General features: G+C 61.7%; 2 protein-coding genes. One reads left to right on the forward strand and one right to left on the reverse strand.

What is annotated here, in order from left to right; translation table 11 throughout:
- A partial coding sequence (locus VBE63_RS28070; RefSeq protein WP_323686278.1) for a TonB-dependent receptor occupies window positions 1-847 on the forward strand: 847 nt, incomplete at its 5' end.
- Between the two features lie 136 nt (window positions 848-983).
- On the opposite strand, the gene VBE63_RS28075 is transcribed toward VBE63_RS28070, so the two are convergent.
- Window positions 984-2,041 (reverse strand): ATP-binding protein (locus VBE63_RS28075; protein WP_323686279.1); only part of this gene is annotated, 1,058 nt, incomplete at its 5' end.

Here is a 2,041-nt window from a genome sequence, read left to right on the forward strand (position 1 = left end):
ACCGGTCACTTTCGTCGGGCGTGACGCGCACGACTACTCGGTCTTCACCGGCTCGCTCGGCGCGGTCTATCGCCTGACCGATCAGGTCGCCATCGCCTCCAATCTCGGGCGCGGCTTCCGCGCGCCGAGCCTGTTCGAACTCTACGCCGATGGCGTCCATGGTGGCGTGGCCGCGATCCAGGAGGGTGATCCCAACCTTGAGCCGGAGAAGTCCATCAACGTCGATCTCGGACTGCGCTGGAACACCCCCCGGCTACAGGGCAGTGCAACGGTCTATCGCAACGCCATCAGCGACTACATCTATCTGCAAGATACCGGTCGCTCGCGCAACGACCTGCCGATCTTCGCCTACCAGCAGGACGATGCCTTGCTGACCGGGCTCGAGCTGGAAGCCAGCTGGCAGGTGACCGATCAGCTTGAGCTGAGCGGCGCGCTAGATCTGGTGCGGGGCACCAATGACCGCACCGACGAGGACCTGCCCTTGCTGCCCGCCGACTCGCTGCGGCTCAACGCGACCTATTGGTTTGCCGAGCGCGGGCCGATTCGTGAGCCCTATCTGACCCTCGGTATGCGCCATGCTGCGGCAAAAGACGCGGCGCCCGGCGAGCCGTTCTCGCAGTTCGACCTGATGCCCTTTGGCACCGCCTCGACCGATGCATACACGCTGGCCGATCTCGATCTGGGCTTTGCCTTCCGTGCCTTCGGCAACCGTCTGGCTCGGGTTGATCTCACGGTGCGCAATCTGTTCGATACCGAGTACCGGGATTTTCTCGATACCTACAAGGGTTATGCGTTGAGCCCGGGGCGTGATATCCGGGTCAGTTTGAGTGTGCCGTTTGGGGGGTGAGGATGCTGAACGGAATTGCGAGTCGTCCCTCAATAGGATGAAGCATCCTTGAGCGCGAGACTCGACCGCCTGTCAGATTATGACGGGATTCGACACCCGTGACGGACATCCGATAGTGATCAGGCCCCGGCCTTGCTCACGGCGTCGTTAACCTCTCAACATCACGCCAAGACAACACCAAGGCGTCTGACCGATGCTGGGTACTGTCGCCCCCGTACACCAAGAATGCCCTCTGGTCATCGCTTGCGGGCCTGTCCACAGGTCGTTCGGCGAAACGCTTCAGGTTGCGGAAAAAGTCGCTGGCGATGGTGGCGCCCGATTTGATCTCGACGCTGTCGAGCCGAAGTCCGTTTTCGATCAGCAGATCAAGTTCGATCCCTCGGCTCTCGCGATAGTGAAACAGACTGGGCCGTTGGCCCCTGTGCACGATCCCCTTGTAAACCTCGGCGACCACCCAGCTCTCGAAGATGGCTCCGCGTAAGGGGTGTGATTGCAACTGCTCAGGCTCACGCATGCCCAGCAGGTAACACAGCAGACCGCTGTCGAAGAGGTGGAGCTTGGGCGCCTTGACGAGCTGCTTGCGGACAGTGGCATGCCACGCGGGTAGGCGATGCAGGACAAAGCTGGTCTCCAGCACCGACAACCAGGCCCGCGCGGTGTTATGCGAGATGCCCGCATCGGCGCCCAGCGAGCTGAGGTTGATTTCTTGTCCACTGCGCCCAGCACAGAGGCGAACGAACGTCATGAAGCTCTGCAGGTCGCCAACATTGATGATCTGGCGCACATCCCGCTGAATGTAAGTCGCAAGATAGTCACCGAGCCATTGATGGGCGGGAATGGCACGATCATAGATGCGCGGATAGCTGCCCTGCCAGAGCAGTGTCCAGAGGTCGTCTGGCGCGTTCGGGAACGCACGCAGCTCGGACAAGCTGGGTGGCAGGAGCGTCAGCAGCCCACAGCGGCCGGCAAGCGATTGGGCAATCGCCTCGCTCAGACCAAGATGTTGCGACCCGGTCAGAACGAAACGGCCGACCTCGGGTCGCTCATCGACTTCGGTTTGCAGGTAGCTCAACAACTCTGGAACCCGCTGGATCTCGTCGAGCACCGCGCCCTGGCGGTACTGGGCGAGGAAGCCACGGGGGTCATCGCAGGCAAAATCACGCGTGTCCAGGGTCTCGAGCGAGACATAGGGAT

This window comes from Lamprobacter sp., assembly GCF_034860625.1.
Lineage (GTDB): Bacteria > Pseudomonadota > Gammaproteobacteria > Chromatiales > Chromatiaceae > Lamprobacter.